Source organism: Chromobacterium sp. Rain0013 (assembly GCF_015291765.1).
In the GTDB taxonomy this organism is placed as follows: domain Bacteria; phylum Pseudomonadota; class Gammaproteobacteria; order Burkholderiales; family Chromobacteriaceae; genus Chromobacterium; species Chromobacterium haemolyticum.
In genome coordinates this window covers 290,363-317,362 of sequence record NZ_CP031514.1, presented here as the reverse complement: position 1 = coordinate 317,362, position 27,000 = coordinate 290,363, and the positions used below count along the sequence as shown (strand labels likewise).

Annotated in this window: 27 protein-coding genes and 1 pseudogene; 7 read left to right on the top strand and 21 right to left on the bottom strand. The window is 62.6% G+C overall.

Annotated elements, in window-relative coordinates:
• Positions 1–169: 169 nt before the first annotated feature.
• The 15 genes from DXT74_RS01595 to DXT74_RS01525 form a co-directional block, all read right to left on the bottom strand.
• Positions 170–910: a LytTR family DNA-binding domain-containing protein gene (locus tag DXT74_RS01595; protein ID WP_194427148.1), complete on the bottom strand. Its 741-nt coding sequence runs from the start codon at positions 908–910 to the stop codon at positions 170–172.
• Positions 898–2,610: a tetratricopeptide repeat-containing response regulator gene (locus DXT74_RS01590; RefSeq protein WP_194427147.1), complete on the bottom strand. Its 1,713-nt coding sequence runs from the start codon at positions 2,608–2,610 to the stop codon at positions 898–900. The genes DXT74_RS01595 and DXT74_RS01590 overlap by 13 nt, the downstream gene beginning before the upstream one ends.
• 88 nt (positions 2,611–2,698) lie before the next feature.
• Entirely contained in the window at positions 2,699–4,855 is a 2,157-nt protein-coding gene (locus tag DXT74_RS01585; RefSeq protein WP_194427146.1) for a UvrD-helicase domain-containing protein, read from the bottom strand.
• Between the two features lie 78 nt (positions 4,856–4,933).
• Positions 4,934–5,404 (bottom strand): DUF2269 domain-containing protein, encoded by a 471-nt coding sequence (locus DXT74_RS01580; RefSeq protein ID WP_194427145.1) that lies wholly within the window; start codon positions 5,402–5,404, stop codon positions 4,934–4,936.
• Positions 5,401–5,769 (bottom strand): DoxX-like family protein, encoded by a 369-nt coding sequence (locus tag DXT74_RS01575; RefSeq protein WP_081555214.1) that lies wholly within the window; start codon positions 5,767–5,769, stop codon positions 5,401–5,403. The genes DXT74_RS01580 and DXT74_RS01575 overlap by 4 nt, the downstream gene beginning before the upstream one ends.
• Positions 5,766–6,605: a complex I NDUFA9 subunit family protein gene (locus DXT74_RS01570; RefSeq protein WP_194427144.1), complete on the bottom strand. Its 840-nt coding sequence runs from the start codon at positions 6,603–6,605 to the stop codon at positions 5,766–5,768. Before DXT74_RS01570 ends, DXT74_RS01575 begins: the two co-directional genes overlap by 4 nt.
• Positions 6,602–6,973, bottom strand: coding sequence for a hypothetical protein (locus DXT74_RS01565; RefSeq protein WP_162787907.1), 372 nt, complete (start codon positions 6,971–6,973; stop codon positions 6,602–6,604). Before DXT74_RS01565 ends, DXT74_RS01570 begins: the two co-directional genes overlap by 4 nt.
• 101 nt (positions 6,974–7,074) lie before the next feature.
• Positions 7,075–7,602, bottom strand: coding sequence for a GbsR/MarR family transcriptional regulator (locus DXT74_RS01560; RefSeq protein ID WP_019102373.1), 528 nt, complete (start codon positions 7,600–7,602; stop codon positions 7,075–7,077).
• 118 nt (positions 7,603–7,720) lie between these two features.
• Complete coding sequence (locus DXT74_RS01555) at positions 7,721–7,951, bottom strand: DUF2061 domain-containing protein (RefSeq protein ID WP_019102374.1); 231 nt, start codon at positions 7,949–7,951, stop codon at positions 7,721–7,723.
• Positions 7,952–8,108: 157 nt separating this feature from the next.
• The gene (locus DXT74_RS01550; protein WP_019102375.1) at positions 8,109–8,951 is read right to left on the bottom strand and encodes an isopenicillin N synthase family oxygenase; all 843 of its coding nucleotides are present in this window, start codon (positions 8,949–8,951) and stop codon (positions 8,109–8,111) included.
• A 145-nt stretch (positions 8,952–9,096) separates the two neighbouring features.
• On the bottom strand, positions 9,097–9,903 hold the full coding sequence (locus tag DXT74_RS01545) for a DUF3658 domain-containing protein (protein WP_194427143.1): 807 nt from the start codon (positions 9,901–9,903) through the stop codon (positions 9,097–9,099).
• Positions 9,900–10,682, bottom strand: a complete 783-nt coding sequence (cysE, locus tag DXT74_RS01540; RefSeq protein WP_019102377.1) for a serine O-acetyltransferase — start codon at positions 10,680–10,682, stop codon at positions 9,900–9,902. The genes DXT74_RS01545 and cysE overlap by 4 nt, the downstream gene beginning before the upstream one ends.
• Positions 10,683–10,715: 33 nt before the next feature.
• Positions 10,716–11,426, bottom strand: a complete 711-nt coding sequence (locus tag DXT74_RS01535) for a TIGR02117 family protein (protein ID WP_194427142.1) — start codon at positions 11,424–11,426, stop codon at positions 10,716–10,718.
• 6 nt (positions 11,427–11,432) lie between these two features.
• The gene (gene rng / locus DXT74_RS01530; RefSeq protein ID WP_039755437.1) at positions 11,433–12,929 is read right to left on the bottom strand and encodes a ribonuclease G; all 1,497 of its coding nucleotides are present in this window, start codon (positions 12,927–12,929) and stop codon (positions 11,433–11,435) included.
• 17 nt (positions 12,930–12,946) lie between these two features.
• Positions 12,947–13,543: a nucleoside triphosphate pyrophosphatase gene (locus DXT74_RS01525; protein ID WP_043638193.1), complete on the bottom strand. Its 597-nt coding sequence runs from the start codon at positions 13,541–13,543 to the stop codon at positions 12,947–12,949.
• 248 nt (positions 13,544–13,791) lie between these two features.
• On the opposite strand from DXT74_RS01525, the gene DXT74_RS01520 reads away from it, so the two are divergent.
• The 6 genes from DXT74_RS01520 (at position 13,792) to DXT74_RS01495 (ending at position 19,292) form a co-directional block, all read left to right on the top strand.
• On the top strand, positions 13,792–14,973 hold the full coding sequence (locus tag DXT74_RS01520) for a multidrug effflux MFS transporter (protein WP_194427141.1): 1,182 nt from the start codon (positions 13,792–13,794) through the stop codon (positions 14,971–14,973).
• A 176-nt stretch (positions 14,974–15,149) separates the two neighbouring features.
• Complete coding sequence (rsmA, locus tag DXT74_RS01515) at positions 15,150–15,947, top strand: 16S rRNA (adenine(1518)-N(6)/adenine(1519)-N(6))-dimethyltransferase RsmA (protein ID WP_081555208.1); 798 nt, start codon at positions 15,150–15,152, stop codon at positions 15,945–15,947.
• A gap of 123 nt (positions 15,948–16,070) precedes the next feature.
• Positions 16,071–16,976, top strand: a complete 906-nt coding sequence (locus DXT74_RS01510; protein WP_194427140.1) for a glutamate/aspartate ABC transporter substrate-binding protein — start codon at positions 16,071–16,073, stop codon at positions 16,974–16,976.
• A gap of 164 nt (positions 16,977–17,140) precedes the next feature.
• Positions 17,141–17,881: an amino acid ABC transporter permease gene (locus DXT74_RS01505; protein ID WP_043592404.1), complete on the top strand. Its 741-nt coding sequence runs from the start codon at positions 17,141–17,143 to the stop codon at positions 17,879–17,881.
• On the top strand, positions 17,878–18,552 hold the full coding sequence (locus DXT74_RS01500) for an ABC transporter permease subunit (protein WP_196783807.1): 675 nt from the start codon (positions 17,878–17,880) through the stop codon (positions 18,550–18,552). Before DXT74_RS01505 ends, DXT74_RS01500 begins: the two co-directional genes overlap by 4 nt.
• Before the next feature lie 5 nt (positions 18,553–18,557).
• Entirely contained in the window at positions 18,558–19,292 is a 735-nt protein-coding gene (locus tag DXT74_RS01495) for an amino acid ABC transporter ATP-binding protein (protein ID WP_019101740.1), read from the top strand.
• Positions 19,293–19,482: 190 nt separating this feature from the next.
• On the opposite strand, the gene DXT74_RS01490 is transcribed toward DXT74_RS01495, so the two are convergent.
• The 6 genes from DXT74_RS01490 to DXT74_RS01465 all read right to left on the bottom strand — a co-directional run bounded on the left by DXT74_RS01490 (position 19,483) and on the right by DXT74_RS01465 (position 26,063).
• Entirely contained in the window at positions 19,483–19,824 is a 342-nt protein-coding gene (locus tag DXT74_RS01490) for a hypothetical protein (RefSeq protein ID WP_043638181.1), read from the bottom strand.
• Between the two features lie 75 nt (positions 19,825–19,899).
• Entirely contained in the window at positions 19,900–20,259 is a 360-nt protein-coding gene (locus tag DXT74_RS01485) for a GIY-YIG nuclease family protein (RefSeq protein WP_194427139.1), read from the bottom strand.
• Entirely contained in the window at positions 20,246–21,826 is a 1,581-nt protein-coding gene (locus DXT74_RS01480) for a TerC family protein (protein WP_043638178.1), read from the bottom strand. Before DXT74_RS01480 ends, DXT74_RS01485 begins: the two co-directional genes overlap by 14 nt.
• Before the next feature lie 253 nt (positions 21,827–22,079).
• A complete protein-coding gene (gene ccsB / locus DXT74_RS01475) occupies positions 22,080–23,225 on the bottom strand; it encodes a c-type cytochrome biogenesis protein CcsB (protein ID WP_194428023.1) in 1,146 nt (381 codons plus the stop codon).
• Positions 23,225–25,243 (bottom strand): cytochrome c biogenesis protein ResB, encoded by a 2,019-nt coding sequence (locus DXT74_RS01470; RefSeq protein WP_194427138.1) that lies wholly within the window; start codon positions 25,241–25,243, stop codon positions 23,225–23,227. Before DXT74_RS01470 ends, ccsB begins: the two co-directional genes overlap by 1 nt.
• Positions 25,244–25,445: 202 nt before the next feature.
• Positions 25,446–26,063, bottom strand: a complete 618-nt coding sequence (locus DXT74_RS01465; protein WP_081555203.1) for a cytochrome c — start codon at positions 26,061–26,063, stop codon at positions 25,446–25,448.
• A gap of 91 nt (positions 26,064–26,154) precedes the next feature.
• Between DXT74_RS01465 and yihA the strand changes: the two are divergent.
• Positions 26,155–26,786, top strand: a pseudogene (gene yihA / locus DXT74_RS01460) (ribosome biogenesis GTP-binding protein YihA/YsxC).
• The last annotated feature ends 214 nt before the right edge of the window (positions 26,787–27,000 follow it).

Genomic DNA, 27,000 nt, shown 5'->3' with positions numbered 1-27,000 from the left:
CGGCCATGTGCTTGGGCGGGGATGATAGTTTTAGTCCGAATAATGACAAATGATTAATGTCAAGCTTGATGCGATTGAAAATCAGAACGCATTATTCTGTCGAAAATAATGACAGATGCTGTGTTTTTGTGAGCTGTGTATTTTTGCGGCGGATTGAGAGGGAGGGGGCCTAGTCCTGCTGGTTCAGGCATTGCTTGATGCCGGCCAGTTGCCGCCGGCTGACCGGCAGAGGTTGGCCGATATCGGCCAGGCGTACTTGCCATTGTTCTTCGCCGTCGGCATTGGCGCGGAACAGTTCGCGCAGCGCGTGACGCATCACCAGGCAATTGCGATGGATGCGCACGGCGGCGTCGCCCAGTCTTTGCTCCAGCGCGATCAGGGGTTCGTCCAGCAGGTATTCCGCGTCCGGGGTCACCAGGGTCACGTATTTGAGTTCGGCTTTGAGATAGCGGGCCTGGGAGAAAGGGATGGGCAGCAGGCGGTCGCGCTGGCGCACGGTGAAACTGGCTTCCGGCTGCGGCGCTTCGCCGCGCTGGCGGCAGGCGCGTTCCAGCGCCTGGCGCAGCCGTTCGCGACGCACCGGTTTGAGCAGGTAGTCTATGGCTTCCAGTTCAAAGGCGTTGACCGCGTACTGTTCATGGGCGGTGGTGAAGATCAGCTGCGGCGCCAACGGCTGGCGGCGCAGCTGCTGGGCCAGTTCCAGGCCGGAAACGCCGGGCATGGAAATATCGGCCAGCACGATATCGGCCAGGTTCTGCGCCAGCCAGGCCATGGCCTGGCGGCTATCGGTCAGGCAGTAGACGTGTTGCAGCCCTTGTTCCCGCAAGAGCTGGCGCAGTCGTTCACAGGCCAGCGGCTCGTCGTCCACCACCAGTGCGCGCCAGTCTTGCCAGGGGCTTACAGCACCCATTGCGGCTTGCCCAGCTTTTCCACCAGCATGCGCCAGGCTTGAAGGATTTTCTGGAACTTGTTGTTGGTGGGGGCGATGTCGCGCACCTTGCTCAGCATGTCGTGGGCGCGGCGCATATGGCTTTCGTGCCAGCCTTGACGGTGGACGTAGGCCATGGTGGCGTTGATCAGGTTGAGCATGACCTGAATGTTTTGCGGCATTTCCTCGTGGGCTTTGACGAAGCGTTCGATGGCGGAGTCGAACTGGCCGGCCTGGGCTTCCCGCACCGCTTGGTTGTTGAGCTCCAGCACCGATTGCACGTTGTCCGCGATCAGTTGGCGGCCGTCTTCGCCCAGGCCCACTTCTTCGAACATGTCCCCGAAGCGAGCGAGCAGTTCCTCGTCGTCGTGATGGTTGCGCACCAGATCGCGCATCACATTGTTGCCGGCGTCCTTGTGCCCCTGGGCGTAGCAGGCGCGGGCGAACTCCATCTGCGCGTCGCTGCTGAGCTTGGGCGCCAGTTGGCGGAATTTCGCTTCGGCGTCGCTGAACAACTGCCGGGCCTTGTCGCGGTTGCCTTTCTTGTTTTGCAACTGGCTGTCCACTACGGAAGCCATCCATTCGCCTTCTTCGTTGTAGCGGTAGTCGCGGCGGAGGTTGGACAAGGTGCGGCCGACATTGGCGGTGTCGCCGCGCGCCAATTGCACCCGCGCGAGCGCGGCGTAGTGGGTGGGGCTGCGGTGCCAAGTGTATTTGGCAATGTCCAGCGTGGTCTGGCAAGCGTCTTCCGCGACTTCCAGCTGATTGTTGAGCAGGGCCACTTCCGCCAGCTGTTGCTGGCGGCGGAACACGACCGGGGAGATGTCGGTGGCCTGCTTCAAGGTGGCCTGGGCTTCGTTCAGGTTATGGTTGCTGCGGTAAAGTTTGGCCAGCCAGTCGTAGGCTTCCATCACCCGGTCGTTGTCGGTGAGCACTTCTTCGAACAGCAGCCTCGCTTCGTCGTAGGCTTTCAGCCCGGTCAGCGATTTGGCCAGACCCATCTTGGCCCAGGGCACTGGCTTGATGCGCAGCACGTCCATGTACAAGGAGCGCGCGCTGTCGAAGTCGCCAATCTTCAGCGCCAGCGAGCCCTTGAGTTTCATGAAGTCCAGCGTGAATTCGCCGCGCTCGCTGATCAGACGCGAGCAGACTTCGATGGCGCTCAGGTATTCGTGGCGCATGATGGCCTCGTCCACGAGGCGGAAGGCTTCGCGCCGGCGCATCGCCTTCTCCAGCCGTTCTCGCAGCACTTCGCCGGTGAAGGGCTTGAGCAGGTAGTCGTCCGGCCCCAGTTCCGCGGCGGAGATGACGCGTTGGGAGCGGCGCTCGCCGGTGACGATCATGAAGACGCAAGACTGTTTGATCAGGTTGCGTTCCTTGACCTCTTCAAACAGGTAGAGGCCGTCGTAGCCGTTGCCCAGATCGTAGTCGCACAGCACCACGTCGAACTCGTATTTGCCCATCTTGGCCAGCGCGTCGCCGGCCTTGCTGGCGTACTCCACCTTGTCGGCGCCGAAGGAGGATAGGGTCATCGCCAGCGCGCGCTGCATTTCCGGCAGGCTGTCGATGATCAGGAACAGGCGCTTGCTGTACGGGTCATCGTAGCCTTTTCGCGGCGAGGCGCCGGTCTTGCCCGCGGCGACGCTTTGGAACGTGGTCGAGTTGGTGTTGGCTGTGCTCATCTCGCTATCTTTGACGATTCTCCGCAAACTGTCATTAGTGTGACTTATAAAAATCGCTCAAGCGGCCGCGGCTGCGGCGGGAAGAGGCTCAGCCGGCGCTTAGTTTGGCGTAGCGCAGATCCAGCCACTTCACGCCGTGTTCGGCGAAGTTGATTTGCAGACGCACATCCTCGCCGCCGCCTTCGGCGTTGATCACCACGCCGCTGCCGAACTTGGCGTGCTCGACGGATTGGCCGATGCGGAAGCCCTGGCTGTTGTCAGCGGCCACGCGGCCCACTTTGGGGACCGTGCGCCAGGATGCGTTTGTCGATGCATTTGTCTTGGCCGGGGCTTTCACTTTAGCAGATAGGTCGTGGGTGAGCTCCGTCGGGATTTCGTCGACGAAGCGAGAGCGGATCGGATAGCGGCTCTGGCCGTGCAGCATGCGGCTTTGCGCGTTGGACAGATAGAGCCGCTGGCGGGCGCGGGTGATGGCCACGTACATCAGCCGGCGTTCCTCCTGCAGGCCCTTGCCGTCATTCATGCTGTTTTCGTGCGGGAACAGGCCTTCTTCCAGGCCGGAGACGAATACGGCGTCGAACTCCAGCCCCTTGGCGGCGTGAACCGTCATTAGCTGCAACGCGTCGCTACCGGCTTCGGCCTGGTGCTCGCCGGCTTCCAGGCTGGCGGCGCTGAGGAATTCGGTTAGCGCCTGCGCCGGATCGTCCGGCATGAAGCCCGCGGCGGCGTTGATCAATTCGTCCAGGTTGGCCAGCCGTTCTTCGCCTTCCTTCTTGTCCTGTTCGTACATTGCGCGCAGGCCGGAGTCGTCTATGGCCAGGCTGACGGCCTCGGCCAGCTTCAGTTCGCGGCTGCGCTCGCGCATGCGCTCCACCAGCAGTACGAATTCGCCCAGCTTGGCGGCGGTGCGGCCGCCGCCGGAGGCGCAGGCGGCCTGCCACAGTGTGACGCCTTGCTCACGGCTGACCGCCTGCAGGCCTTCCACCGTGCGCGCGCCGATGCCGCGCGCCGGCACATTGATCACGCGCAACAGCGCGTTGTCGTCTTCCGGGTTGGCGATCAGACGCAGATAGGCCAGCGCGTGCTTGACTTCCTGACGCTCGAAAAAGCGCAGGCCGCCGTAGATGCGGTAGGGAATCTGGGCGTTGACCAGCACATGCTCCAGCAGTCGCGACTGGGCGTTGGAGCGGTAGAGAATGGCCATGTCGGAGAGGTTGAAACCGTCGCGCTTGAGGCTGCGCACTTCGTCGGTGATGAATTCGGCTTCCTCGCCGTCGGAATAGGCTTCGAACAGACGGATCTTTTCGCCCTCGCCGGCGTCGGTCCACAGATTCTTGCCCAGCCGGCCGTCGTTCTGCTCAATCAGCGCGTTGGCGGCGTTGAGGATATTGCCCATCGAGCGGTAGTTTTGCTCCAGGCGCACCGGCTCGCTGACCGAGAAATCGTTGAGAAGGGAACGCATATTGCCCACTTCCGCGCCGCGGAAAGCGTAGATGCTCTGGTCGTCGTCACCGACGGCGAACAAGGAACCGTCGTCGCCGGCCAGGAGCTTGAGCCAGGCGTATTGTAGACGGTTGGTGTCCTGAAACTCGTCCACCAGGATGTGGCGGAAGCGGCTGCAGTAGTGCTGGCGCAGGGCCTGATTGGCGTTCAGCAGTTCGTAGCTGCGCAGCAGTAGCTCGGCGAAGTCCACTACGCCTTCGCGGCGACACTGGGCGTCGTAAGCGGCGTACAGTTCCACCAGTTTGGCTTCGTAGGGATTGAGCGCCGGCGGCAGCTTGTCGGCGCGCAGGCCGGCTTCCTTGCTGCCGTTGATGAAGCTTTGCACCGCGCGCGGCGGAAATTTCTCGTTGGACAGTTCCAGGCTTTTCAGCAGGCGCTTGATGGCCGCTTGTTGGTCGGCGGAGTCCAGGATTTGGAAGGTCTGCGGCAGGCCTGCGTCGCGGTAGTGCGAGCGCAGAAAGCGGTTGCACAGGCCGTGGAAGGTGCCTATCCACATGGTGCGCACGTTCACCGGCACCATGCTCGCCAGCCGGGTTTGCATCTCGCGCGCGGCCTTGTTGGTGAAGGTCACCGCCAAAACGCCGCTGGGACTGGTCTGCCCGGTGGACAGCAGCCAGGCGATGCGGGTGGTCAGCACCCGGGTTTTGCCGCTGCCCGCGCCGGCCAGCACCAGCGCGCTCTTGTCGGGCCAGGTGACGGCGCGCAGTTGTTCTGGATTGAGGCCGGCGAGGAGATCTGTCATGGCGAGGTGTCTATCTGGTTCAGGCAAAACGCCATTTTACACTAGGCGTGCCGAGTGGCGGTTTTGGCGCGCCGTTGGTTACAACGTCGGCTTCAGCACCATCAGGAAATACACCGCCAGCATCGCGCAAAAAGCCGGATAGCCCAGGCATTCCCAATAGCGGGCGTAACGCCAGTAGCGCGCCGGCAGCGGTTGGCCGGCGGCGACGGCGGCGCTCGCCATCGTCGCCATGCGGATTTGCAGCCGCAGTACCGGCAGCCAGCACAGGCCGGCGAACAGGAACAGTCCTATGGAGGTGAGCAGCCAGCCGCTGGCCAGAGGCCAACCGGCCTGCCGCGCCAGCCACAGACCGGACAGCGGCTGAAAAATCACTGCTGGAGTGGTGAACCACCAGTCGGCGCGCACCACAAGCCGCGCTACCTCGGCCTGGGCTGCGCTCTGGCGGCCGCGGTTGACGAAGAACATGTAGAAGGCTGAGCCGAAGCCGGTGCCCACCATCAGGGTGGCGGACAGGATATGCAAGGTTTTGACCACGAGATAGACGTTCATGAGAGAGTCTCCCGGCGAGCGCCCAGCCAAAGCAGCATGGCCAGAATGGGCAGGTTTTTTATTAAGGGCGCGAACGGATGCAGCCAGTTTTCCGGCAGCCAGATCGCCAGCGTAAGGCTATAGCCGGCGACCGCGGCGGCCTGGGCCCGCCACAAGGCGCGGCAGGGGCGCAGTAGGGTCAGCAGACCGAAGGCGAGGTCCAGGCCGCAGGCGGCGAGGAAGAGCGGCGCTGCCCAGCCGACGGGTAGCGGCAAACGCTGCAGCATGACGATGGACGCGTCCCAGGCGCTGAGCGGCGGCTGTAGGCCGCTCCACAGCCACAGCGCCGCCAGCGCGTATTCAATATTGCGTGTGGACGGATTCATGGCGCTTCCCGGAATTGGCTGCTGGCCAGCGGGGCGCGTTGCAGCAGCGCGCCGAGGGCGGCCGGGTCGCCGCAGCTGCCGCGGTTCAGCATGGCCAGGGTATCGCGGCTGATCAGGCTGGCCGGCCAGCGTTCGGCCAGCGTTGCCAGCGCCCGGCTGGCTTGAGGCGGCAGGTTGAGGATGTAGGCGGGCGAGGACAGACCTTGCAGTTGGCGCAGCTGGCGCAGATAGTCAGCCAGCGTCAGCGCTTCGGCGCCGACGAAATCGACGACGCCCTCCGGCGCTTCATCGGCCGCGGCCAGCCTCGCCAGACCGTCGATCACGTCGTCGCGCGCGACCGGCTGCACCCGTTGGCTGCCGCCGTCGGGCAGCAGCCACAGCGGCAGCCGCGCCAGTTGCAGCAGCAGACGGCTGCTGGCGCCTTGTGGACCGTAGATCAGCGAGGGGCGCGCGATGCGCGCCTCCAGGCCGCTGGCCAGCAAAGCGGCGTCGCCGCGGCCCTTGCCGGCCAGGAACAGGGTGTCCGCTTGCGGATCCGCGCCGAGGGCCGACAATTGCACCCAGCGGCGGACATCGGCCTGATAGGCCATGCTGGCCAACTGCAGCGGCCCCAGGTGATGAATGGCTTCCAGCGCGCCGGCCGGGCGGTCCAGCAGTTGGCCGGCGGCGTTGACCACCACGTCGACGTTTTCCAGCCAGTAACGCCAATCGGCGCGCGGCTGGCGCAGATCCAACTGGCGACGGCTGGGCGCGCTGACGTGATGACCGTCTCGTTCCAGGCGCTGACGCAGCGGCCGGCCGATGAAGCCGCTGCCGCCCAAGAGCAGTATCTTCATTGCGCAGCCTCCCGGGGAGCGGCCGGCGCGGTTTGGACCTGATGGGCGCCGGGACGCGGCGCCACTTGTCGCCACACCAGACGCAACAGCACCAGCATTTGCGCCACTACGCCCAGCAAGGCCCACATCAGGATGCCGCGGATGTCCAGCCATAAGGAGGCGGAGGGGACGTCCGGCGCGAACAGCAGCACGGCTAGCAGCGGGCCGGCCAGGATCAGGATCAAGAAGGCGCGTTGCCAAAACGGGCCGCCAGCGCCGTGCTCGCAAAGCGCTTGGGTCACTTGCCGCAAAGGCCCGGCCAGCAGCCACCAGCACAGCAGGCCGCACAACAGGGGGATGATGATCATGCTGATGATGAATCCGCTCATGGTGTTCTCCTTAGTTTCTGAAATTTCTGTCAAAACAGAAATGTAGTGGCAAAAAAAAGGGCGGGCATTGTGGCTGCGCCGATCCAACCCGCGCCGTGTGTTTACTTGTCCCGGCCCAGCAGCTTCTGGATGCTGGCGCCCATCTTCAATACCCGGCTCAGGGTGGCGGTGGACAGCCGCAGCATTTCACGGGTCCAGGAGGTCAGCGTGTCCATGAACTGCCAGGTGTTGCGGATGCGTTCTTGCGCCAGCGGGCTTTCCTGCTGAAAGTCCGGGCTGTCCATGCATTCCTTCAGCACCAGCAGCGTGGGTTCGATTTCGCGACGTTGCCGCTCCGCCACGATGATGCGGAACAGTTCCCAGACATCGCCCGAGGTCTCGAAGTGGTCGCGGCGGTCGCCCAGCACATGCACGGTGCGGATCAGTTGCCAGTTTTGCAGCTCTTTCAGACTATTGCTGATGTTGGAGCGGGCCACGTTGAGGGTGTCGGCCAGTTCCTCGGCGTTCAGCGGGCGTCCGGTAATGAACAGCAGCGCGTGTATTTGAGCAACGGTGCGGTTCACGCCCCAGCGGGTGCCCATTTCGCCCCAGTGCAGCACGAAGCGTTGAGATACGGGTGTCAGTTCCATGGGGTTAACAATATTTGTTTCCGAAATTTCTGTCAATACAGAAATTCATTGGCATGATGAAAAAAGGGAGCGGAGGGGAAAGGGCCGTGCCCGGTGAGCGGGCACGGCGTCGAAGAAGTCAGTGCTGATGGAACAGGGCGTTGTGCCCGGCAGCGCCGGTTTCGGCGGCTTGGGCCTTGCGGCCGCGGATGCGGTCCCACACTTTTTCGTGGAAGTAATAAGCCACGGTGTTGACCAGCGGTTCCACCAGGGCCAGCAGGCTGGAAACGCCGATATTGCCGGTCAGTAGATAGGCCACGCTAAAGGCGACAGTGAAATGGCAGATGGCGAAGGTGATGGTCTTGAGCATGGCTAGGCTCCTCGGTGAGAATTAATTGAATGATAGTTATTCTCATTTATGTGCGCCAGTTGATTCTTTTGCTCAAGACGATAGCGTAACACTAATGAATGTTTGATCTTAATTGTGGAATCCGCCGGCGGAGCGTGGGGCTTCCGCCGGCTGGGGCTTACTGTTTGACGCCCAGTTCGCGTAGGCGCTCGTTCAGATAGCTGTCCGCGGTGTAGCGGTTGGACAGCACGACTTCCGGCCGCGGGTGCAGGAACAGCGGCAGCGAGATGCGGCTCTTGGTCGCGCCTTCGCCGGTGGGGTTGACCACGCGGTGCTGGGTGGATGGGTAGTAGCCGCCGGAGGCTTCTTGCAGCATGTCGCCGATATTGACCACCAGGGTGCCGAAATCACAGGGCACGTCCAGCCACTCGCCTTGCTTGTCCTGTACTTGCAGGCCAGGTTCGTTGGCGGCGGGCAGGATGGTCAGCAGATTGATGTCGCCGTGGGCGGCGGCGCGCAGCGAGCCGGCGGGTTCCCGGCCAGTGAGCGGCGGATAGCGCAGTACGCGCAGCAGGGTCTTCTGGCTGTCTGCGATCATGTGGGACAGCGGTTCGGTGTAGCTGGCGGCGATGTGGGCCGGGGTGTATTGCTGCACCCAGGACAGCAGTTCTTGAGCCAACTGGTTGGCGACGGCGTAGTAGCGGTCGGCATCCGCCTTGAGTTCCGGCGGTACACGGCCCCACGGGTAGATGTGGAAGTATTCCTTGATGTCTTTCAGGCTTGAGCCCTTGGCGGTTTCCGACACCTCCGGGGAAAACCAGCCATCCTGGCGCTCCATGGAGAAGGCGTAGTCGTATTTGGCCTGGCTGTTGAAGAAGGCAAGCCAGTCCGCATAGATTTTTTCGACCAGGTCCTGGGGTACCGGATGATTGACCAGCACGCCGAAGCCGGTTTCGTGCAGCGAACGGGTGAATTGTTCCGCGGCGTCCGGCGCGTGGTAGTCGACAACTCTGACATTCATGGGGTGGGGTTCCTGAGGATTGCAGGACGCTGCCATTCAATGGCGGGGCAGGCGTCAAGGGCTGGGATTTTACCCGCGCGGCTGTGCATCACCAAGCGCTTGCTGTAGTCCTTCAGGGCAGATGTCGCGCTGTAGCAACTGGGCTTCAGGCGCAGCGGCGGATTCGCGGGGAAGAACCCGCCGTTCCAGCCGCGCTTTCGGCGCAGAGCCGACCCGCGCGCAGCAGTTGCTGTACGCGCCAGAACAGAAGGTCGGATGAAACCAGTGCGTCCCGGATGCGGATGAACGCGGCGCCGACTAGGCCCTGGATAGCGAGCGGGTCCGCGTCGGCCTGTTCCAGCAGCAGCGCATCGTAATGCTCCAGCGGCGCTTCAACGATGGTGTTGTCCTGCCAGCGGCGTAGTCCCTGGCCGCGTTCGCGCCAGTGGCGCCATTGCGCGGCCAGCGCTTGCCGTTCCGCGGCGCTGAGCGGGCGTTGCAGCGGCCGGCAGGCGGCCAGCCGTTCCAGCGGCAGCATGGCCAGGCTCCATTCCGCCATCTCGTCGCCGGCTTGCCATGCCGGTTCCGGCACGGTGATGACGGACAGCGGGCAGTGCGCCGGCAGTTGTTCTGCCAGCAGCGCCAGCGTCAGGTGGTCGCCGGCGTTGCGGCCCAGCCAGACGGTGAGCGGGCGCGGCTGTTCCAGAAACCGCAGCAGCGCCTTGCGGCTGGCCTGGTGGCGGAGCAGCCAGCCGTCCTCGTATTCCGGCAGCCAGGGTTGAGCTTGTAGCAGTTGTTGGTGCCAGGCCAGGCGCAGGCCTTGATCGATGGCGTCGGCGTCCAGAAGCGGGCCGGCGCTCAGATCTTCGATGAAGGGTAGGACTTCGCCGTTGAGCAGGCCGTCGCGTCGCAGTGCGTTCAGCATGCCGGCGGCGGAGTCGCCGACAGCGAGGTGGGCCCGCTCAGCGCTCATACGCGCTGATCCATATCCAGCGCCGGGGTGCCTTCGCAGGCGCGGGCCACCACGCGGGCGGGTACGCCGACCACGGTGGTGTGGGCCGGCACGTCTTCCAGCACCACGCTGCCGGCGCCTATCTTGGCGCAGGCGCCCACCTGGATGTTGCCGAGGATGGAGGTGTTGGCGCCGATCAGCACGCCGTCGGCGATCTTGGGATGGCGGTCGCCGTGTTCCTTGCCGGTTCCGCCCAGGGTCACGCCCTGCAGCATCGATACGTTGTCGCCGATGACGGCGGTTTCGCCCACCACGACGCCCGTGCCGTGGTCCAGCATCACGCCCTGGCCGATGCGGGCGGCCGGGTGGATGTCGGCGCCGGTGACTTCGGAAATGCGGTTTTGCAGAAACAGCGCCAGGGTTTTGCGCTCTTCCCGCCACAGCCAGTGGGTGATGCGCTGGCACTGGATGGCGTGGAAGCCTTTGAAATAGAGCAGCGGGGTGGAGTAGTTGTCGCAGGCCGGATCGCGGTCGAAGCAGGCGCTGATGTCGGCGCGCGTGGCGGCGCTGATGGCCGGGTCGGCGTCCAGCGCTTCTCGGAACAGTTCCATCAGCGCGCGGGCGTCCATCACCGGGCTGGCGAGCTTGCTGGACAGGTGAAAGGCCAGCACGTCTTCCAGGGTATTGTGGCGCAGCACGGTCATGTGCAGGAAACTGGCCAGCATGGGCTCGTCTTGCGCGGCTTGTTCGGCTTCCTGCCGGATGGCGAACCAGAGCGGATCGCCGTTTTCTTCGTTCATTTTGCGAAACTCCCTTACGCCGAGGCGATCGTCTCAGCGGTCTTTCAATTGCCAGAATAGTGCGTGGTCGAATGGGGACCACCAGGCGGTGCGCACGCCGCTGGCCGCCAGCGCGTCGCGCACCCACTGGTTGCAGGTGGTCAACGGGCTATAGCGGCCGTTGGCCAGATAAAACGCATCCTGATCATGATAATGATAGCCCTGCATCCAGAGGGCTTGTCCGATTGCGTCGCGGGCGACGGAGGCCTGGATGAAGCCGGCCAGCCGCCGGTATTGTTCCGGCGCAAGCATCAGGCGCCGGGTGGCGGCGCCTTCGCGCGGCATCGGCAGATATTCCACATGCAGTACGGCGCCGTCCAGCCCGGACAGGGCGTAAAGCGCTTTGCCTGGGGTGAGGTCCGACCAGTCCCGTGTTTCCAGGAAAAAGCTGCGGCTGCCCCAGCCTATGCCCACATAGGGCCGTTTGTCCAGATTGGGCCCGGCGCGCGGATGCCCTGGGGGGAAGGTCTCGTCCCAGTTCATGCCGGGGCCGCTGCGCGGCAGCAGCAGGCCAGCGTGCACACCATTGCTGTCCAGAAAAACCGGAATGCCGGCGTCGCTCTGTCGCCAGTCACGGTTGACCGGGAGCAGGCCAAGCGTCAGCGCGGCGAGCAGGTAGAGCGAAATTAGCGCCAGCAGGCCTAGCGCCGCGCGGGACAACAGGCGCGGCAGCCGGGCCGCCAGACGAAACGGGCGGAATGACATGGCGGCTTACAGCAGGACGACGTCGAATTGCTCCTGGGTGTAGGTGGCTTCCACCGACAGCGAGATCGGCTTGCCGATGAAGTCGATCAGCATCGCCAGGCTTTGCGATTCTTCGTCGATGAACATGTCGATCACCGATTGCGCGGCCAGGATGCGGTAACCCTTGGCGTCGAACTGACGCGCTTCGCGCACAATCTCGCGCTGGATCTCGTAGCACACGGTTTGCGCGGTCTTGATCTCGCCGCGGCCCTGACAGGTGGGGCAGGGCTCGCACAGTACGTGGGCCAGGCTTTCACGGGTGCGCTTGCGGGTGATTTCCACCAGGCCCAGGCTGGTAAAGCCGTTGAGGGTGACGCGGGTACGGTCGCGCGCCATCGCCTTGGCCAGCTCCGCCAGCACCGCGGATTGGTGCTCGTCGTTGTCCATGTCGATGAAGTCGACGATGATGATGCCGCCCAGATTGCGCAGCCGCAGCTGTCGGGCGATGGTCTGGGTGGCTTCCAGATTGGTCTTGAAGATGGTTTCGTCGAAATTGCGGTTGCCGACGAAGCCGCCGGTGTTGACGTCAATGGTGGTCATCGCCTCGGTCTGGTCGATGATCAGATAGCCGCCGAACTTCAGGTTGACGCGGCGCGCCAGCGCCTTGTCGATCTCGGCCTCGATGCCGTGCAGCTCGAACAGCGGGCGTTCTCCGCTGTAGCGTTCTATCTTGTCCACGGCGATCTGCACGTATTGCTCGGCGAACTCCACCATGCGGCTGTAGTTTTCCGTGGAGTCCACCACCACCTGGTCGGTGAAGCCGCTGACCATGTCGCGCAGCACGCGCACCGCCAGCGGGAGGTCTTCGTAGAGCAGGCTTTGCGCCGGAAGGTGCTGGGATTTGTGGCGGATGTCGGACCACAGCTTGGACAAGTAGCCGATGTCGGCGGCCAATTCGTCGTCGCGCGCGGTCTCGGCGCTGGTGCGGATGATGTAGCCGCGCGGGCTGTTGGCCGGCAACAGTTTTTCCAGCCTGGATTTCAGATTGTGGCGCTCGCTTTCGCTGTCTATCTTCTGCGATACGCCGATGTGCTCTTCCTGCGGCAAGTGCACGAGGAAGCGTCCGGCCAGCGAGATCTGGGTGGACAGACGCGCGCCCTTGGTGCCGATCGGATCCTTGATCACCTGCACCAGCACGGTCTGCCCCTCGAAGAGCATCTTCTCGATGCGTTGGGGTTCGGTCGGGTGCTGGCGCTGTTCCAGCACGTCGGCGATATGCAGAAAAGCGGCGCGTTCCAGGCCGATTTCAATGAAGGCGCTCTGCATGCCGGGCAGCACGCGCTTGACCTGGCCCAGATAGATGTTGCCGACAATGCCGCGGCTGGCGGCGCGCTCCACATGCAGTTCCTGAACCACGGCGTCTTCCAGCACCGCGACTCGGGTTTCCTGCGGGGTGATGTTGACCAGGATTTGTTCCTTGGGGCGCGGCAGATCGCGCGGCAGGGGTATCGATTGATGCAGCATGGTGGTCCCCCGGGCGCTCATGGAAACTGGAAGCCGAATTCGCTCAGCAGCGCCGCGGTTTCGAAGATAGGCAGGCCCATCACGCCGCTGTGGCTGCCGTGGATGCGCTCGACGAAGACGCTGGCTTTGCCCTGGATGCCGTAAGCGCCGGCCTTGTCGAAAGGCTCGCCGCTGTCCAGGTAGCGCTCAATGTCCTGCTCGCTGAGCGGGCGGAAGAACACCTCGGTGACCGAGGTCTTGAGCCGCACCTTGTCGCCTTCGCGCACCGCCACGCTGGTGATGGCTTGATGGCTGCGGCCGGAGAAGGCCCGCAGCATGCGGCGGGCGTCGTCGGCGTTTTCCGGCTTGCCGAAGATTTCGCCGTCCATCGCCACCGTGGTGTCGGCGGCCAGCAAGGGCCGGGACGGCAGTCCGCAAGACACCACGACCTGCCAGCCGGCCTCGGCCTTGGACAGCGCCAGCCGTTCTGTGTAAGCGACGGCGGATTCGCCGGGCCGCACCGATTCGTCGATATCGGCGTGGATGCGCTCCAGGTGCATGCCCAACTGTTCCAGAATTTCGCGGCGGCGAGGGCTGCCGGAGGACAGGTAAATCCGGGTGTCATTTGCGGTCATGATAGTCTGCTCATTTGTTCTTTCGGTCGCTGTCTAGGTTACCAGACGCGTGATGCCGCAACCATCGAATCCATCAGGCGCCAGGCTTTTTCAGGCCGGCGCGGTCCGTGTTACATGGCGTCAATTTGCTGTTTTTAAAGGCGCGGAAGCGGTGCCCAGGCGGGTTTTTTTCCTGCGCCCTGCTGCGGCGGGGCGCTCTCCCCGGTATCATGGCTGCTTGCTTCCCCATCCCCTGTCGTCATACCCCGATGCCCAACCCTAGCGTTTCTCCGTTTGCCCGCGCCGCTACCTTGGCGGCCATCTTGTTGATCTTGTTCAATCCCTTGGGCATCGATCTTTACCTGTCGGCAATGCCGGCGATGCAGCTGCATTTTCAGGCCGATGTCGCGATCAGCCTCAGCGTGTTCATTTTCAGCCTGGGGCTGGGGCAGTTGCTGTTCGGCCCGTTGGCGGACAGGATAGGCCGCAAGCCGGTGGCTTTGGGCGGCCTGCTGCTGTATGCCGCGGCCGCGTTTCTGGCTAGCCGCAGCGACAGTCTGGGCGGTTTTCTGGGCTTGCGCGCGCTGCAGGGCTTGGGCGCTAGCGCCAGTTCGGTGTGCGCGTTCACCCTGGTGCGAGATTGCTTTTCCGGCAATGCCGCCGCGCAGCGCTACAGCCTGCTCAATGCCGCTCTGAACGTGGTGCCGGCGATGGCGCCCTTGCTGGGCGGCTGGCTGACTGTGCGCTGGGGCTGGCAGTCCTGCTTCCTGGCGCTGGCAGGCAGCGCGGTGCTGGCGGCGGCGTGGCTGGCCTGGAAGATGCCGGAAACCCGGCCCGCTGTTGCCAGCGCCGACGGAGGGCCGGCGATCAGCATGCGCCAAGTGCTGTCCACGCAGGCGCTGCGCCGCTACGGGGCTTGCTGCTGCGCGGCGCTGGCTTTGATCGTCAGCTATGTGACGCTGGCGCCGGCGGTGCTGATTGAGCGCGGCGGGGTGGACGCCACCACCTTCGGCTTGCTGTTCGGCGGCAACGCCCTCTTGGTGATGGCGGCCAGCTTCCTTGGCTTGAAGCTGATCGGCCGCTTTGGTCAAAAAGCGATGTTGCGCTACGGTCTCAACATCATGTTGCTGGCGGGCGTCATGTTGTTGTCGCTATCCGGCCAGCCGGGCGCTTGGCACTATATGTTGCCGATAGGCGTGCTGAGCGTGGGCTTCGCCTGGACATTGGGGCCGGCCAGCGGCATGGCGATGGCGCCGTTCTCTCAGGGCGCCGGCCGCGCCGCCGCCTTGTTGGGCTGCGGGCAGATGTTGTTCGCAGCCGGCGTGTCGGCGGGCCTGGCCGCTTTGCCGTTGCCGGGCGAATGGGCGCTGGGCGCGATGGTGTTGCTGTTGGCCGGATTGTGCCGTTGGCTGACCCGGCCCGCCGCGGCGATTCGGGAAAATCCTCACTGATTTTCAAGTGTTTGGCATGTATTGTGAGATTTGTGGCGCAGGGGCGGCTTTAGCTCTTGTCGGGCAGCCTACAATCGGCAGACAATTGGCCAAAACTTGAGAATTGACTTCGACAATGAGGCGCGACGGCAAGCTGTCCGGCGCTTCTCCGTTCTTTGTACTGATTAGCAGATTTCATGAACAAACATATTCCGCGCAAGCGCTTCGGCCAGAATTTCCTGCAGGACGCCAGCGTCATCGCCAACATCGTGCATGCGGTGAATCCGCAGCCGGACGATGTCGTCATCGAGATCGGCCCCGGACTGGGCGCGATCACCAAGCCGCTATTGGCTGCACTCAAGCATCTGCATGTGGTGGAGATCGACCGCGACATCATCAGCCGTTTGCAAACGGAGTTTCCGGCGGAGCGTTTGAGCATTCATGCCGGGGACGCGCTGGCGTTCGACTTCGCCTCGGTGGCGGAGGGCAAGCTGAAGATCGTCGGTAATCTGCCTTACAATATTTCCACGCCCCTGCTGTTCCATCTGGCCACTTACGGTCAGAAAGTCACCGACATGCATTTCATGTTGCAAAAAGAGGTGATCGAACGCATGGTGGCGGAGCCGTCCACCGCCGACTACGGCCGATTGACGGTGATGTTGCAGTATCGCTTTGAAATGGAGAACATCCTGCATGTGCCGCCGGAAGCGTTCTGGCCGCCTCCGAAGGTGGATTCCGCCGTGGTGCGGATGATTCCGGCACCAGGCCGTTGCGGCGTGGCCGACGATGAGGCGCTGCTGGAGCAGGTGGTGACCACGGCGTTTTCGCAGCGGCGCAAGACGCTGAAGAACAATTTGAAGGGTCTGCTGGACGCGGATGGCTTCGCCGCGCTGGCGCTCGATCCCGGGCTGAGGCCGGAGAACCTGCCGGTGGAGGATTACGTCCGCCTGGCCAATTATCTGAGCGCGAAAGGCCTCAAGGCCAAACGCCAGTAACAGGGCGTTGAAAGTAAAAAACACGAGCGGGCGTTCAGCGCCCGCCGCACTACAAAGAGTCGTCTGTCCCCGTCCTTGTTGGCGGGGGCTGTCTATCACAGGAAGTGAAAAAGGAGAAACTTCATGCGTATTCGCTCCACCCTGATCTGTGCCGCCACTTTGGGCGCCTTCTGCGCCGCTCCGGCCATGGCCGCCGAACTGACCGGCACTCTCAAGAAAATCAAGGATTCCGGCGTGATCGTTTTGGGCAACCGCGACGCGTCCATTCCGTTTTCCTACTACGACAATAACCAGAAGCCGGTGGGCTACTCGGTGGATTTGGCCAACAAAGTGGTTGAGCAGGTGAAAAAAGAGCTGAAAATGCCGAACCTGCAGGTCAAATACAATCTGGTGACGTCGCAGACTCGCATCCCGCTGGTGCAAAACGGCACAGTGGATCTGGAGTGCGGTTCCACCACCAATAATGTGGAGCGTCAAAAGCAAGTGGCGTTCTCGGTGGGCATCTTTGAAATCGGCACCCGTTTGTTGACCGCCAAGACCTCCGGCATCAAAGACTTCCCGGATCTGAAGGGCAAGAACGTGGTGACCACCGCCGGCACCACTTCCGAGCGCCTGATCAAGGCGATGAACGCCGATAAGAAGCTGGGCATGAACATTATCTCGGCCAAGGATCACGGCGAATCCTTCCTGATGCTGGAGTCCGGCCGCGCCGCCGCCTTCATGATGGACGACGCGCTGCTGTACGGCGAGATGGCCAAGGCCAAGAACCCGGCCAACTGGGTGGTCACCGGCAAGGCGCAGTCCTACGAGATCTACGGCTGCATGCTGCGCAAGGAAGATCCCGCCTTCAAGAAAGTGGTGGACACCGCGCTGAGCAACACCTTCAAGTCCGGCGAGGTCAACAAGATCTACGCCAAGTGGTTCACCAGCCCGGTGCCGCCCAAGGGGCTGAACCTGAACTTCCCGATGTCCGATGAATTCAAGGAGCTGATCGCCAAGCCGACCGACAAGTCTGCCGAGCAGATGTAAGTCGCGGTTGGCGCGTCGCCGCCCCGTGTTCCCCGCCGTTTCGCGAGGAGCACGGGGCGCGCGGCCGTACCCGCTTTCTTTGTGTGTGGCCGGGCGTTTAAGCCGGGCCGCGGCCCGCCGGCGCGGATGAGCGCGCCGGCGGGCTGGCGTTGTGGGAGTGAAGCATGAATTACCACTGGGACTGGATGGTGTTTTTCAAGTCCACCGGGGTGGGTAGCGAAATCTATCTGAACTGGTTCGTGTCCGGCCTGGGCTGGACCATCGCCGTGGCGTTGGCCGGCTGGGCGATCGCCCTGGCTTTGGGCTCGGTGCTGGGCGTGATGCGCACGGTGTCGAACCGGTGGGTGGCGGGCATCGCCACCGCCTACGTCGAGTTGTTCCGCAATGTGCCCTTGTTGGTGCAATTGTTCGTCTGGTACTTTCTGATCCCGGATCTGCTGCCCGAGGGCGCGCAAACCTGGTTCAAGCAGGACCTGGCGCCGGCCACTTCCGCCTTTCTGTCGGTAGTGGTGTGTTTGGGGCTGTTCACCGCGGCGCGGGTGTGCGAGCAAGTGCGCACCGGCATCGAGGCTCTGCCGCGCGGTCAGCGCAACGCGGCGCAGGCGATGGGCTTCACCTTGCCGCAAGCCTACCGGCACGTGCTGTTGCCCCAGGCCTTCCGCATCATCATTCCGCCGCTGACCAGCGAGTTTTTGAATATTTTCAAGAACTCCTCGGTGGCTTCGCTGATTGGCCTGATGGAGCTGCTGGCGCAAACCAAGCAGACCGCGGAGTTCTCCGCCAACATCTTTGAGGCCTTCACCCTGGCCACCATCATCTATTTCGTGCTCAATATGAGCTTGATGACGCTGATGGCCTGGATCGAGCGGCGCGTGCGCATTCCCGGCATGATGGGGGGCAAATGATGGAATTGGATTTCAGTCAGATCGTTCCGGCGCTGCCGGGTTTGTGGCAAGGCATGCAGCTGACCCTGAAACTGCTGGTGATGGCGGTAGCGGGCGGCGTGGTGTTGGGCACCTTGCTGGCCCTGGCCCGGCTCTCCGAGCACCGGGTGTTGTCGCCGCTGGCCAAGTTCTACGTTAATTACTTCCGCTCCATCCCCTTGCTGCTGGTGATCTCCTGGTTCTATCTGGTGGTGCCGATGGTGCTGAACTGGATTACCGGCAGCCTGGAACCGGTGGGCGCGTTCACCTCTTGCCTGGTGGCTTTCGTGATGTTCGAGGCGGCGTATTTCTCCGAAATCGTCCGCGCGGGCATTCAGGCCATCCCCAAGGGCCAGGCCGGCGCGGCCTACGCGCTGGGGATGAACTACGGCCAGGTGATGCGGCTGGTGATCCTGCCGCAGGCCTTCCGCAAGATGACGCCCTTGCTGCTGCAGCAGTCCATCATTCTGTTCCAGGACACTTCGCTGGTGTACGCTGTGGGTTTGATGGATTTCCTGAACACCGCCCGCTCCAAGGGCGATGTCGTCGGTTTGCCGCATGAGTTCCTGCTATTTGCCGGCGCGGTGTATTTCGTGATCAGTTTCGGCGCTTCCCTTTTGGTGAAGCGCATGCAAAAAAGGTTGGCTGTATGAGCGCAATGATTTCCCTGAAGCAAGTCAGCAAGTGGTACGGACAGTTCCAGGTCCTGACCGATTGCACCACCCAGGTCGCCAAGGGCGAGGTGGTGGTGGTGTGCGGGCCGTCCGGTTCCGGCAAGTCCACCTTGATCAAGTGCGTCAATGCGCTGGAGCCGTTTCAGAAGGGCGAGATCGTTGTCGACGGCATCTCGGTGGGCGATCCCAAAACCGATCTGCCCAAGCTGCGCAGCCGCGTTGGCATGGTGTTCCAGCACTTCGAACTGTTCCCGCACCTGTCCATCACAGAGAACCTGGCCATCGCTCAGGTCAAGGTGCTGGGCCGCGGCCAGGACGAGGCGCGGGACAAGGGCCTGAAGCTGTTGGACCGCGTGGGCTTGAAGGCGCACGCCGACAAGTTTCCCAGCCAGTTGTCCGGCGGCCAACAGCAGCGGGTGGCGATTGCGCGCGCGCTGGCGATGGACCCGATCGCGATGTTGTTCGACGAGCCCACCAGCGCGCTGGACCCGGAGATGATCAACGAGGTGCTGGACGTGATGACCGAGTTGGCGCACGAGGGCATGACCATGATGTGCGTGACCCACGAGATGGGCTTTGCCCGCCGCGTGGCCAACCGCGTGATCTTCATGGATCAGGGCCACATCGTGGAGGATTGCGATAAGGACGAGTTCTTCGGCAATCTGGACGGCCGCTCCGAGCGGGCTCGTCACTTCCTGTCCAAGATCTTGCAGCACTGATTCCAATCCCATTTAACACCGATAACTTTGTCGGCTTCACTACGCGGGGCCTTGCCGTACTCTCTTGTACTGTCTGCGGCCTCGCTTGTTCGCCTTCGCGTTTTCGGTTCTAACTGGAACTGGAATGAGCCCAGCTAGGCCGCAAAGACAAAGCCCGCCATTTGGCGGGCTTTGTCTTTGGACGAGACGATCAGTTGCCGTTCTTGATCTGCTGGCTGACCTGGTTTTCCTCCTGGTTCAGCGTTTTTTGTTCCTGCTTGGTGATGTGGCCGTGGTCCAGCTTGGCCATGCCTTGTTCTTGCTGGCGGATGTCGCGGTCTTCACCGTGCAGCTTGCGCGCTTCGTCGCGGCTGATCTTGCCTTCCTTCAGTTCGTGGTGGATGCGGCGGTCCTGATGGTGCAGGCGCTGATTGACTTCCTCGCGGCGTGGATGTTCTTTCTGCCATTCTGATTCGGCCCGGGCCTGGGCGGCGAACAATAAACTGGCGGCGAGCAGGCTGGCCAGCATGAGGGGGCGAGCGTTCGTTTTCATCTTGATCTCCTGGAATGGCAATAACTGCCAGATGTCAGCCTATGGCAGAAGACGGTAAGTATCTGTTAAGGCTGGTTAATCTGTGTTGCCATTGGCGGGCGCCGACATGAAAACCGTGAAATCTCCGTCCGTGGGCGCGTGGAGGTTCAGAAAGTCCAGCTTGGCTGCGCGGTCCAGCCGTTTGAACGCGTATTCGGCCTTCAGGGCGTCGGAGCGTCCGGTGCAGACTAGCACCAGGGCCAGCGCTTGCGGCGGATTGAGCCGAGTGTAGCGCGCGCCCTTGCCGGCGGCGTGCTGGGCGTAGCGGCGCGCCACATCGGTGGTGACGCCGGTGTAAAGCGCGCCGTCCCGGCAGCGCAGCACGTATAAAAACCAGGGCCGGGGGGAAGCCCGGCCCTGAGTGCCCCGCGCGGCGGCGGACTTAGATGCTGGCATCCAGATTGACCAGCGGGCTGATCAGCACCCGCTCGGTGCGGTTGCCCTTTTGCACGGTGACGCGCAGCTTCCATTCGCCGACGGTGATTTCATCGCCCTCGCGCGGAATGCGCTCCAGGCAGTCCATCAGCAGGCCGGCCACGGTGTGGAAGTCTTCGTCCTCGAAGTCCCCCAGCACGATGTGCTGTTCCAGCGTCACCAGTTCCAGGCTGCCTTCCACATCGAAGCTGCCGTCGGCCTGCTGCAGGATGGCCGGCAGTTCGTGACGCTCGTGCTCTTCCGGAAACTCGCCGGCGATGGCCTCCATCAAGTCCTTTTGGGTGACGATGCCTTCCAGGCTGCCGAACTCGTTGACCACGAAGGCCATGTCCGCCGAATGTTGGCGGAAGCTCTCCAGCGCCTTGAGCACGGTGACGGTTTCCGGCAGCACCAGCGGCTGACGCAGGGCGGCGTCGATGTTCATCTCGCCGCCGTCCAGCAACTGGGTCAGCAGGTCTTTGCGCGCGACGATGCCCAGCGGTTCGTCTATGCTGCCGTCCCGGATCACCACCAGTCGGGAGTAGGGGCTATCGCGCAGCACTTTGCGTTGGGCATCCTGGCTCTGGCTCAGGTCCAGGCGGTGGACATCGGCGCGCGGCGTGGCGATCACGCGGATCGGCCGCTCGGCCAGGGTCAGCACGCTGTGTATCATCGCGCGCTCGTTTTGGGCGAAGGCTTCTTGCGGTTCGGCGTCCTTGCTGTCTTCCACCTTGCCTTCGTCGGCGCTGGGGCTGGTCAGCTTGCTGCCCATCAGGCTCAGCACCGCGTTGGCGGTGCGTTCGCGCAAGGATTGGTTGCGGTTCAGGTAGCGGATGCGGTTGGCCTGCGAGACCTGGTTAAAGGCCTCGATCAGCACCGAGAAGCCGATCGCCGCGTACAGATAACCCTTGGGAATATGGAAGCCGAAGCCTTCCGCCACCAGGCTGAAACCGATCATCAGCAGGAAGCCCAGGCACAGCATCACCACGGTGGGGTGGGCGTTGACGAAGGCGGTCAGCGGTTTGCTGGCGGCAATCATCATCAGCATGGCGATGATGACGGCCAGCATCATCACCGGCAGGTGTTCGGCCATGCCGATGGCGGTGACCACCGAGTCGATGGAGAATACCGCGTCCAGCACCAGGATCTGGGCGACGACGGTGCCGAAGGCGGCGTAAGCCTTCTGGCCATTGCTCTTCACTTCATCCACGCCTTCCAGGCGTTCGTGCAGTTCCGTGGTGGCTTTGAACAACAGGAATACACCGCCGCCCAGCATGATGAGATCTCGCCCCGAGAAGGGTTGGCTGAGCACATGGAACAGCGGCGAGGTCAGCGTCACCAGCCAGGAGATGCTGGCCAGCAGCACTAGACGCATGATCAGAGCGAGCGACAGGCCGGTGATGCGGGCGCGGTCGCGTTGGTGCGGGGGGAGCTTTTCCGCCAGGATGGCGACGAAGATCAGGTTGTCAACGCCCAGCACCACCTCCAGGATGATCAGCGTGAGGAGGCCAAGCCAGGCGGAAGGGTCAGACAGCCACGAAACGTCCATGATGAAAACGAAGATTCCTTATAAATAAAAACGGGGTAAAAATAGCACAGTCGGGGCGCGATTAACAAAAATCCGTCGCGACCGGCCGCGCCGGCAAGAGAAAAACCCCGCGTCGGCGGGGTGGCTCGGGAGGAGGTTTAGAACACGCTCACGATCTCGCGAGCTTGAGCGAGACACGGTGTTGAGGCGGAGAAAGCGGGGTGTATCTGTTTACACCCCGTGCCATCAAGAGCAGCAGATCGCAAGCAGGCTCTTACAGGCCGCCGTAGGAATGTAGGCCGGCCAGGAACATATTGACGCCTAGGAAGGCGAAGCTGGTGACGAACAAGCCCACTACCGCCCACCAGGCCAGCGGCGCGCCGCGCCAACCCTTGACCAGGCGAATGTGCAGCCAGGCGGCGTAGTTCAGCCACACGATCAAAGCCCAGGTTTCCTTGGGGTCCCAGCTCCAGTAACCGCCCCAGGCGTCTGCGGCCCACATTGCGCCCAAGATGGTGGCGATAGTGAAGAACAGGAAGCCGACGGCGATGGCTTTGTACATCACCTCATCCAGCACTTCGGCCGGCGGCAGCTTGTCCTTGAGCCAGCCCTTCAGTGAGAGGAGTTCAGCGATGCCGAGCATGGCGGCGATGGCGAAAGCGCCGTAGCCGACGAAGTTGGCCGGCACGTGTATCTTCATCCACCAGGATTGCAGCGCCGGGATCAAGGGTTGGATCTCGTGAGCCTGGCGGTCGAAGGTGTACCACAGAATGAAGCTGACCGAGGCGCAGATCACCAGCAGCACGAAGGCGCCCATCTGACGCGCCGCGTACTTGGCTTCGTAGTACAGATACATCAGCGATGTGATCAGCGTGAACAAGACGAAAACTTCGTACAGATTGGACACCGGGATGTGGCCGATGTCCGGACTGATCAGGTAGCTTTCGTACCAACGGGTGAACAAGCCGGCCAGGCCCATCACCGACGCGGCCCAGGTCAGGCCGGTGCCCATGCGGTTGAGGGTGTCGGAGCGAGTCAGCAAGCCGATCCAGTACGAGAAGGCGGCTAGGAAAAACAGCGTGCACATCCACATGATGGAGGATTGGCTGGACAGCATGTACTTGAGCAGGAAGGCGGTCTGCCCGCGCGCGAGCTCATGCTGATAAACCTGGATCGCCAGCAACGAGATACAGCCCGCCAGCGGGAAGAACCAGCGCCAGGATTTCCAGAACCAGCCCAGGCCGATCAAGCCCAGCGCCGAGCCGGCCAGGATAGCCTGCTCATAGCCGTCCATGTAATGGTTGTACAGCGCGTAGCTATAGCCGGCGGCACCCAGCACCAGCAGCGCGTAGAGCCAGTCGGCCAGGCTCAGCCGTTTCAGCAGCGGCTGTTGCGAGAAAGAAGCGTGGGCCAGTTCCATCATGCACCTCGTACCAGCTGTTTGATTAGTTGAGTATGGCGCGCAAAGTCGCCGTCCAGATCGCGATTATGCCGGTTTGACGTCATCGCTACCCGTACTTTGGAACCGTTGACGCGAATCCATAGACGCAGCTCGCGCACGTAGAACATCAGGATGATGCCGAAGACCAGCAGCACCGAGCCCAGATAGACCAGGGTCTTGCCGGGCGAGCGGGTCAGCTGCAGGCCGGAGGCTTGCACCTGCTCGAAGCCTTCCAGTTGCAGGAATACCGGCGCGCCGTAGTCGTGCAGCGAGCTGACCGCCACCAGGCTGTCCAGCAGGAAGCGGTAATGCTCGCTGTCCAGCTTCATCGCCGGCAGGCCGGCTTTTTCGTCCGCCACCGCCATCACGTCCGCCACCGCGCCTTGCAGGATCTTGATATAGGTTTGCGCCACGGCCTGGCGTTTGTCTTGCGGCACGCGGGCGTCCAGGAACTTCTCCAGGCCGACGAAGCCGCTGTCGCCGAAGCGCGCCAATACCCATTTGACGCTGTCGGTGAACTGCTGCTGCATTGCCGGGCTGATAGCGTCGCCTTTCAGCGCCTTGTGCGCGGCGCGGCGGGCGATTTCGTCGTAACGCGCCGGGTCCAGCAAGGCGGCGCGCAGGCGCATGAAGCGCTCCACGCTCATTTCTTCATCCAAGGGGATGCGCACGTATTGGAACGGTTCGGCCACGGTTTTGCGCACGCCGGCCATCTGATAGCTGGCGCCGTCTTGCTGAATCGGGGCCATGTAATGCATGAACTCCACCGCTTGACCCTGGGCGTCGCGCAGTTTGAAACTGATCGACGGCCCCTGGTTTTTCAGCTGCTTGTCTTGCTTGACCTCGCGCGCGTCGTGCATGCGCTGCGACAAAGTGCGCTGCTCGTCCTGAGGCTTGCCGATGTTTTCTATGTTGAATACGCGCAGTTCCCCCACTTCCAGCGTGTAGTCCTTGCCGTTGGCTTTCAGGGGTTGGCTGGACATCGACACCGCCGGAATCTCGGTGGGACGCGCTTGCGGCGCGGCCAGGTTCCAGGCCTTGAACTTGAGCGGGGAGGCGCCGTCGCCGAAGCTGGACTGGTAGATGGCGATGCCGTCGACGATCAGCGGATGGTTGACCTTGACGGTGGCCTCGGTGGTTTTTCCGCTGGCCTTGTCTGTGACGACGATGTCGCTGGCGAACAGCTTGGGCATGCCGTTGCTGTAGTAGTCGACGTGAAACTTCTTCAAGGTGATGATGAAGGGCAGTTCCTGAACCAGGTAGCCGTTGCCGGCGTTGAGGAAGGTAACGTCGGCGCTCTTGTTCTCCGCAATGGTGACATTGCCGCGGAAGGACAGATTGTTCGGGCCCAAGCGGCTGACCGCCGGAATCTGGTTTTGCGGCACATCGCGGGTTTCGGGCACCACTTTGCCGGTCAGTTCGCCTATTTTCAAGGGCAGGTTGCCGTCCAGCAAGCCGCCTATGCAGATCACCACCAGCGCGATGTGGGCGAAGAAATAACCAAGCTTGCCGGCCGCACCTTTCTTGGCCGCCAGCACCAGGCCGCCGTCGGCGCGCGCTTGCTCCTTGAGGCGGAAGCCTTGCGCCTGCAGGTAGGCGCGGGCGGCCTCGGTGTCGAAGCCTTCCGCCTGGAAGCTGACGCTGTGTTTCATCGCCGCCAGTGAGTTGTCGGAGGCTTTTTCACGGTAAGCGCGCATCTCCTTGATGAAGCCGGGACCGTTGCGCAGAATGCACAAGCTGGTGGACAGCACGAGGAAGGCGAGGATGGTGAGGAACCACGCCGAATGGTAGACGTCGTACAAGCCTAGCCATTCAAACGCTTGAAACCAGAATTGCCCGAATTCGAAGGCATAATTGGGATAGGGTTCGTTCTGTTTCAGAACCGTCCCGATCACCGAGGCGATGGCCAGTATCGTCAGCAGGCCGATGGCGAAGCGCATCGAGCTGAGCAACTCATACCAGGCATGAGCCAGGCCGTTGCGGCTAGTTTTTTTCATAGTGGCGTAAAGTGCAAAAAGGAAAGCCCGTGGACGGGTCTTCCCTTTTGAGCCGGGGGTGCCGGACAAAGTTGCCGGCGCGTCTCGAAGTGCGGACGGCGCCGTCTGGCGCAAGCGGCGCGGAGTTCCCTACACGGCGCGGCCCTGCGGGCCGTCATGCCCGGCCGGCCGCGCAAGCGGCGCGGTCGGGCGGCATCGGTGCTCAGCGCAGGCCGGAAATGTATTCGGCCACGGCCTTCATTTCCGCGTCGCTCATGCGGTTGGCGATATCCTGCATCGGGCCGTTCTTGCGGTCGGCGCCGGCCTTGAAGTCTTGCAACTGCTTGACGATGTAGCCGGCGTGCTGGCTGCCCAGACGCGGGTACTGGTCGGGCAGGCCCTTCCCGGCGGGGCCGTGGCAGGACATACAGGCGGGGACTTGGGTGCCGGCGTTGCCGACGCGGTAGATCTTGGCGCCCAGCGGCATTTGCGTTTTGTCGGAGGCCTCGCGGTCCTTCGGCTTTTGCTCGCTGTAGTAGGCGGCGACATTGCGCATATCGTCTTCGGACAGCGTGGAGGCCATGCCCAGCATGGTCGGGTTCTTGCGCACGCCCGCCTTGAACGCCTTCAACTGGGTGTACAGATAGTGCGCGTTCTGACCCGCCAGCGTGGGGTTGGCCGCGGCTACGCTGTTGCCGTCAGTGCCGTGGCAAGCCGCGCAAACCGTTTCTACGATCTGTTTGGCCTTCACCGGGTCCGCCTTGGCGGCAACCGGCGCAGCCGCCAACGCGTTTCCGGCCAGGGTTGCAGCCGCCATCGCCAACAGCATCATACGTTTCATGGTCGCTCCTTTAGGGGCTATCCCTAAATATCTGTAAAAGTGGCAATTTCAAACCTGCTATTCTATACCAACTGATTTCACCCTTACTACTATGTCGACTTTTCAAAACGCCCGATTTTATACCACCGTCAACCACATGAAGGACTTGCCGCCCACCCGAGCGGAGGTCGCCTTCGTGGGCCGCTCCAATGCAGGCAAGTCCAGCGCTATCAACACATTGGCCAATCATGGCCGTCTGGCGCGGGTGTCCAAGACGCCGGGCCGCACTCAGCACATCAATTTTTTGAGCTGGGTAACGAATGTTTTCTAGTCGATTTGCCCGGTTATGGCTATGCCGAGGTGCCTGAAGCGGTGCGCGCGCACTGGGTGGAGCTGCTGGGACGCTATTTGCAGTCGCGCGAGAGCCTGATCGGCCTACTGTTGATTATGGACGCGCGCCATCCTTTGAAAGAGCTGGACCGCAAGATGCTGGAGTTCTTCCGCATTACCCGACGGCCGGTGCATATCCTGCTGTCCAAAGCCGATAAGCTGTCGCGTCAGGAGCAATCCAAGGTGCTGGCCTTGGTCAAGAGCGAGCTGAAGGACTATCCGGACGTCAGCGTGCAGATGTTTTCCAGCCTGAAGAAAAGCGGGGTAGAGGACGTGGAGCGGGTGGTGAACGGCTGGTTCGACCAGTACATGGGACAGCCGGCTGCGGATGAGTCCGAGCCGCCGGAACTTTAGGAACAGGCCCACACCTAAACAAGCAGGTGGCCAACACCTCCCGCTTGCCTCCCTGAGCGGGGCCTGGATTGATCAGGCTTGCCCCGGCAGCAGCTTGCCGGGGCTTTTTATTGGCGGCGGAAACGACAAAGGCGAAGGAGATGTCTCCTTCGCCTTTGTTTTTGACCGAGCGCTTGTAGAGCCTGTTTACGATCTCGCGAGCTAGAGCGAGACA

Bases quoted from the DNA above. Each gene is read 5' to 3' on its own strand.
- DXT74_RS01560 (WP_019102373.1), bottom strand. From the start codon at position 7,602: ATGGAACTGACACCCGTATCTCAACGCTTCGTGCTGCACTGGGGCGAA.
- DXT74_RS01465 (WP_081555203.1), bottom strand. From the start codon at position 26,063: ATGAAACGTATGATGCTGTTGGCGATGGCGGCTGCAACCCTGGCCGGA.
- DXT74_RS01550 (WP_019102375.1), bottom strand. From the start codon at position 8,951: ATGAATGTCAGAGTTGTCGACTACCACGCGCCGGACGCCGCGGAACAA.
- DXT74_RS01590 (WP_194427147.1), bottom strand. From the start codon at position 2,610: ATGAGCACAGCCAACACCAACTCGACCACGTTCCAAAGCGTCGCCGCG.
- DXT74_RS01490 (WP_043638181.1), bottom strand. From the start codon at position 19,824: ATGAAAACGAACGCTCGCCCCCTCATGCTGGCCAGCCTGCTCGCCGCC.
- DXT74_RS01595 (WP_194427148.1), bottom strand. From the start codon at position 910: ATGGGTGCTGTAAGCCCCTGGCAAGACTGGCGCGCACTGGTGGTGGAC.
- rng (WP_039755437.1), bottom strand. From the start codon at position 12,929: ATGCTGCATCAATCGATACCCCTGCCGCGCGATCTGCCGCGCCCCAAG.
- DXT74_RS01570 (WP_194427144.1), bottom strand. From the start codon at position 6,605: ATGAAGATACTGCTCTTGGGCGGCAGCGGCTTCATCGGCCGGCCGCTG.
- DXT74_RS01505 (WP_043592404.1), top strand. From the start codon at position 17,141: ATGAATTACCACTGGGACTGGATGGTGTTTTTCAAGTCCACCGGGGTG.
- DXT74_RS01585 (WP_194427146.1), bottom strand. From the start codon at position 4,855: ATGACAGATCTCCTCGCCGGCCTCAATCCAGAACAACTGCGCGCCGTC.
- DXT74_RS01480 (WP_043638178.1), bottom strand. From the start codon at position 21,826: ATGGACGTTTCGTGGCTGTCTGACCCTTCCGCCTGGCTTGGCCTCCTC.
- DXT74_RS01470 (WP_194427138.1), bottom strand. From the start codon at position 25,243: ATGAAAAAAACTAGCCGCAACGGCCTGGCTCATGCCTGGTATGAGTTG.
- DXT74_RS01555 (WP_019102374.1), bottom strand. From the start codon at position 7,951: ATGCTCAAGACCATCACCTTCGCCATCTGCCATTTCACTGTCGCCTTT.
- DXT74_RS01580 (WP_194427145.1), bottom strand. From the start codon at position 5,404: ATGAACGTCTATCTCGTGGTCAAAACCTTGCATATCCTGTCCGCCACC.
- DXT74_RS01535 (WP_194427142.1), bottom strand. From the start codon at position 11,426: ATGTCATTCCGCCCGTTTCGTCTGGCGGCCCGGCTGCCGCGCCTGTTG.
- DXT74_RS01510 (WP_194427140.1), top strand. From the start codon at position 16,071: ATGCGTATTCGCTCCACCCTGATCTGTGCCGCCACTTTGGGCGCCTTC.
- DXT74_RS01565 (WP_162787907.1), bottom strand. From the start codon at position 6,973: ATGAGCGGATTCATCATCAGCATGATCATCATCCCCCTGTTGTGCGGC.
- ccsB (WP_194428023.1), bottom strand. From the start codon at position 23,225: ATGGAACTGGCCCACGCTTCTTTCTCGCAACAGCCGCTGCTGAAACGG.
- DXT74_RS01575 (WP_081555214.1), bottom strand. From the start codon at position 5,769: ATGAATCCGTCCACACGCAATATTGAATACGCGCTGGCGGCGCTGTGG.
- rsmA (WP_081555208.1), top strand. From the start codon at position 15,150: ATGAACAAACATATTCCGCGCAAGCGCTTCGGCCAGAATTTCCTGCAG.
- DXT74_RS01545 (WP_194427143.1), bottom strand. From the start codon at position 9,903: ATGAGCGCTGAGCGGGCCCACCTCGCTGTCGGCGACTCCGCCGCCGGC.
- DXT74_RS01500 (WP_196783807.1), top strand. From the start codon at position 17,878: ATGATGGAATTGGATTTCAGTCAGATCGTTCCGGCGCTGCCGGGTTTG.
- DXT74_RS01520 (WP_194427141.1), top strand. From the start codon at position 13,792: ATGCCCAACCCTAGCGTTTCTCCGTTTGCCCGCGCCGCTACCTTGGCG.
- DXT74_RS01525 (WP_043638193.1), bottom strand. From the start codon at position 13,543: ATGACCGCAAATGACACCCGGATTTACCTGTCCTCCGGCAGCCCTCGC.
- cysE (WP_019102377.1), bottom strand. From the start codon at position 10,682: ATGAACGAAGAAAACGGCGATCCGCTCTGGTTCGCCATCCGGCAGGAA.
- DXT74_RS01485 (WP_194427139.1), bottom strand. From the start codon at position 20,259: ATGCCAGCATCTAAGTCCGCCGCCGCGCGGGGCACTCAGGGCCGGGCT.
- DXT74_RS01495 (WP_019101740.1), top strand. From the start codon at position 18,558: ATGATTTCCCTGAAGCAAGTCAGCAAGTGGTACGGACAGTTCCAGGTC.